Origin of the sequence: Flavobacterium sp. W22_SRS_FP1, assembly GCF_052113685.1 — a bacterium.
Lineage (GTDB): Bacteria > Bacteroidota > Bacteroidia > Flavobacteriales > Flavobacteriaceae > Flavobacterium.
The window spans coordinates 1-4,689 of record NZ_JBGQOE010000057.1 but is presented as its reverse complement, the minus strand read 5'-3'; the positions used below and the strand labels follow the sequence as shown (position 1 = coordinate 4,689).

General features: G+C 45.9%; 2 tRNA genes and 2 rRNA genes. All 4 read left to right on the top strand.

Annotation, left to right across the window (positions count from 1 at the left end):
- Nucleotides 1–294: 294 nt before the first annotated feature.
- Nucleotides 295–1,810, top strand: a 16S ribosomal RNA gene (locus tag ACEN2H_RS15490).
- 202 nt (nt 1,811–2,012) lie between these two features.
- Nucleotides 2,013–2,086: transfer RNA gene (locus ACEN2H_RS15485), tRNA-Ile, on the top strand.
- Between the two features lie 111 nt (nt 2,087–2,197).
- Nucleotides 2,198–2,271: transfer RNA gene (locus tag ACEN2H_RS15480), tRNA-Ala, on the top strand.
- A gap of 196 nt (nt 2,272–2,467) precedes the next feature.
- Nucleotides 2,468–4,689 (top strand): 23S ribosomal RNA (locus tag ACEN2H_RS15475); the annotation flags it as partial.

The following is a 4,689-nucleotide window of genomic DNA, read 5'->3' as shown; positions in this document are numbered from 1 at the left end:
CGGGTTTATATTAAAAGAAAAGAGAAAGCAAAACTTTCTAAAAAAGATTTTAAAAAACACTTGCGAGATTAAAAAGAAGTTGTACTTTTGCACCCGCTTCGAGAAACATGCTAAGTGTTGCAACGAGACGAGAAATAAGAAAAGAACACGTTCCTAGACATATTGAATTGACAGCCGTTTTGAAAGAGATTTCAAGACAAGAATAAGAGAGTAATAGAATCGCGAGATTTGAAAAAACCGATAGATCTTCAGTCAAAAATAAATAGAGACAAAGCAATTTGTTTCGCATAATATACGATGAAGAGTTTGATCCTGGCTCAGGATGAACGCTAGCGGCAGGCTTAACACATGCAAGTCGAGGGGTAGGAGAAGCTTGCTTTTCTGAGACCGGCGCACGGGTGCGTAACGCGTATGCAATCTACCTTTCACAGAGGGATAGCCCAGAGAAATTTGGATTAATACCTCATAGTAATACGCCTTGGCATCAAGATGTATTTAAAGATTTATCGGTGAAAGATGAGCATGCGTCCCATTAGCTAGTTGGTATGGTAACGGCATACCAAGGCAACGATGGGTAGGGGTCCTGAGAGGGAGATCCCCCACACTGGTACTGAGACACGGACCAGACTCCTACGGGAGGCAGCAGTGAGGAATATTGGACAATGGGCGCAAGCCTGATCCAGCCATGCCGCGTGCAGGATGACGGTCCTATGGATTGTAAACTGCTTTTATACAGGAAGAAACACCTCTACGTGTAGAGACTTGACGGTACTGTAAGAATAAGGATCGGCTAACTCCGTGCCAGCAGCCGCGGTAATACGGAGGATCCAAGCGTTATCCGGAATCATTGGGTTTAAAGGGTCCGTAGGCGGTCAGATAAGTCAGTGGTGAAAGCCCATCGCTCAACGGTGGAACGGCCATTGATACTGTCTGACTTGAATTATTAGGAAGTAACTAGAATATGTAGTGTAGCGGTGAAATGCTTAGAGATTACATGGAATACCAATTGCGAAGGCAGGTTACTACTAATATATTGACGCTGATGGACGAAAGCGTGGGTAGCGAACAGGATTAGATACCCTGGTAGTCCACGCCGTAAACGATGGATACTAGCTGTTGGGAGCAATCTCAGTGGCTAAGCGAAAGTGATAAGTATCCCACCTGGGGAGTACGAACGCAAGTTTGAAACTCAAAGGAATTGACGGGGGCCCGCACAAGCGGTGGAGCATGTGGTTTAATTCGATGATACGCGAGGAACCTTACCAAGGCTTAAATGTAGTTTGACCGGTTTGGAAACAGATCTTTCGCAAGACAAATTACAAGGTGCTGCATGGTTGTCGTCAGCTCGTGCCGTGAGGTGTCAGGTTAAGTCCTATAACGAGCGCAACCCCTGTTGTTAGTTGCCAGCGAGTCATGTCGGGAACTCTAACGAGACTGCCAGTGCAAACTGTGAGGAAGGTGGGGATGACGTCAAATCATCACGGCCCTTACGCCTTGGGCTACACACGTGCTACAATGGCCGGTACAGAGAGCAGCCACTGGGTGACCAGGAGCGAATCTACAAAACCGGTCACAGTTCGGATCGGAGTCTGCAACTCGACTCCGTGAAGCTGGAATCGCTAGTAATCGGATATCAGCCATGATCCGGTGAATACGTTCCCGGGCCTTGTACACACCGCCCGTCAAGCCATGGAAGCTGGGGGTGCCTGAAGTCGGTGACCGCAAGGAGCTGCCTAGGGTAAAACTGGTAACTAGGGCTAAGTCGTAACAAGGTAGCCGTACCGGAAGGTGCGGCTGGAACACCTCCTTTCTAGAGCCTTAGTGTTAGTTGATTTATCAACACGCTGGGGAAAAAGACGAAAAGAGATATTGGAAACAAAGATTAAGAATTTATTACTCTTGCTGTTAGTTCAAATAATACAATTTAAGTAGAGCAGATAATTGCCAATTGAGAGTTGATAATTGATAATTAGAACGAAGTTCTTTATCGAAAAAACAACGACAATTACTAATGTCTCGTAGCTCAGCTGGTTAGAGTACTACACTGATAATGTAGGGGTCGACAGTTCGAGTCTGTCCGAGACAACTATTTACTTAAAGATCCTGAAATAAATTCAGGATAAAAAGAAGAAATTCTAGAGTTGAGATTTTTATGAGTTATAAATTCATGACTTAACTAAAAACTCATGCAAAAATTGGGGGATTAGCTCAGCTGGCTAGAGCGCCTGCCTTGCACGCAGGAGGTCAACGGTTCGACTCCGTTATTCTCCACTATCTTTAAGAAGATAGAAAAAAGAGAAAAGAAGATAGATTGATCTATATTCTACTATCTGATTTCTATATTCTGCAAAGAAAAAGTTCATTGACATATTGAGATAAGAAAAAATATTAAAAAGTAGAAAGCATTTTTGTTTACTATTAATAGTAAACAAAAGAAAGAACGGCATTCTTAATTGAATGTTGGTACAATAAGCAAAATAAGGGCGTATGGGGGATGCCTTGGCTCTCAGAGGCGATGAAAGGCGTGATAAGCTGCGAAAAGCTACGGGGACGGGCACACACCGATTGATCCGTAGATACCTGAATGGGGCAACCCACTATGTTGAAGACATAGTACACCGATAGGTGGGCAAACCCGCTGAACTGAAACATCTAAGTAGGCGGAGGAGAAGAAAACAAAAGTGATTCCGTAAGTAGTGGCGAGCGAACGCGGATTAGCCCAAACCAAAGTTGTTACGGCAATTTTGGGGTTGTAGGACCACGAGATTTTATGTACAAAGAATTAGAATCTACTGGAAAGTAGAGCCAAAGAAGGTGATAGCCCTGTATAAGTAATGAGTATAATAGATAGTGGTATCCTGAGTAGGGCGGGACACGAGAAATCCTGTCTGAATTTGGCGGGACCATCCGCTAAGGCTAAATACTCCTGAGAGACCGATAGTGAACCAGTACCGTGAGGGAAAGGTGAAAAGAACCGTGAATAACGGAGTGAAATAGATCCTGAAACCATACGCTTACAAGCGGTCGGAGCCCTTTCGTGGGGTGACGGCGTGCCTTTTGCATAATGAGCCTACGAGTTAACGTTGCTGGCAAGGATAAGTGGTTAAGCCACGGATCCGTAGCGAAAGCGAGTCTGAATAGGGCGCTTTAGTCAGTAGTGTTAGACGCGAAACCGTGTGATCTACCCATGGACAGGTTGAAGCTGTGGTAACACATAGTGGAGGACCGAACCCGTTGACGTTGAAAAGTCTTGGGATGATCTGTGGGTAGGGGTGAAAGGCCAATCAAACTCGGAAATAGCTCGTACTCCCCGAAATGCATTTAGGTGCAGCGTTATGCGTAAAGTTATATAGAGGTAGAGCTACTGATTGGATGCGGGGGCTTCACCGCCTACCAATTCCTGACAAACTCCGAATGCTATATAATGTTTCATAACAGTGAGGGCTTGGGTGCTAAGGTCCAAGTCCGAGAGGGAAAGAACCCAGACCATCAGCTAAGGTCCCCAAATATATACTAAGTTGAAAGAACGAGGTTTGTCTGCACAGACAGCTAGGATGTTGGCTTGGAAGCAGCCATTCATTTAAAGAGTGCGTAACAGCTCACTAGTCGAGCGGACGAGCATGGATAATAATCGGGCATAAGTATATTACCGAAGCTATGGACTAGTCCTGAACTTGTTTCAGGATCAGTGGTAGGGGAGCATTCTAACAGGGTAGAAGGTGAGTCGTAAGGCCTGCTGGACCGGTTAGAAAAGAAAATGTAGGCATAAGTAACGATAATGCGGGCGAGAAACCCGCACACCGAAAGACTAAGGTTTCCACAGCTATGCTAATCAGCTGTGGGTTAGTCGGGACCTAAGGCGAACCCGAAAGGGACAGTCGATGGACAACGGGTTAATATTCCCGTACTACTGTTAACTGTGATGGGGTGACGGAGTGATGAAAGTGCCGCGAACTGACGGAATAGTTCGTTGAAGTACCTACCTATAAGACCCGCAGGCAAATCCACGGGTTTTGGGGAAATACGATAGTACTCGGCGTCTTCGGACAAAGAGATAGTGCACCTAAGGGCTTCCAAGAAAAACCTCTAAACTTCAGGTTAATAGTACCCGTACCGCAAACCGACACAGGTAGTCGAGATGAGAATTCTAAGGTGCTCGAGAGATTCATGGCTAAGGAATTAGGCAAAATAGACCCGTAACTTCGGGAGAAGGGTCGCCCCCAGCAATGGGGGCCGCAGTGAAGAGGTCCAGGCGACTGTTTATCAAAAACACAGGGCTCTGCAAAATCGTAAGATGAAGTATAGGGCCTGACACCTGCCCGGTGCTGGAAGGTTAAGTGGAGATGTTATTCGCAAGAAGAAGCATTGAAATGAAGCCCCAGTAAACGGCGGCCGTAACTATAACGGTCCTAAGGTAGCGAAATTCCTTGTCGGGTAAGTTCCGACCTGCACGAATGGTGTAACGATCTGGACACTGTCTCAGCCATGAGCTCGGTGAAATTGTAGTAGCGGTGAAGATGCCGCTTACCCGCAGTGGGACGAAAAGACCCTGTGCACCTTTACTATAGCTTAGTATTGACCTTGGATAAATGATGTGTAGGATAGGTTGGAGACTGTGAAGTGGCGTCGCTAGGCGTTGTGGAGTCATTGTTGAAATACAACCCTTTGTTTATCTAGGGCCTAACCCCG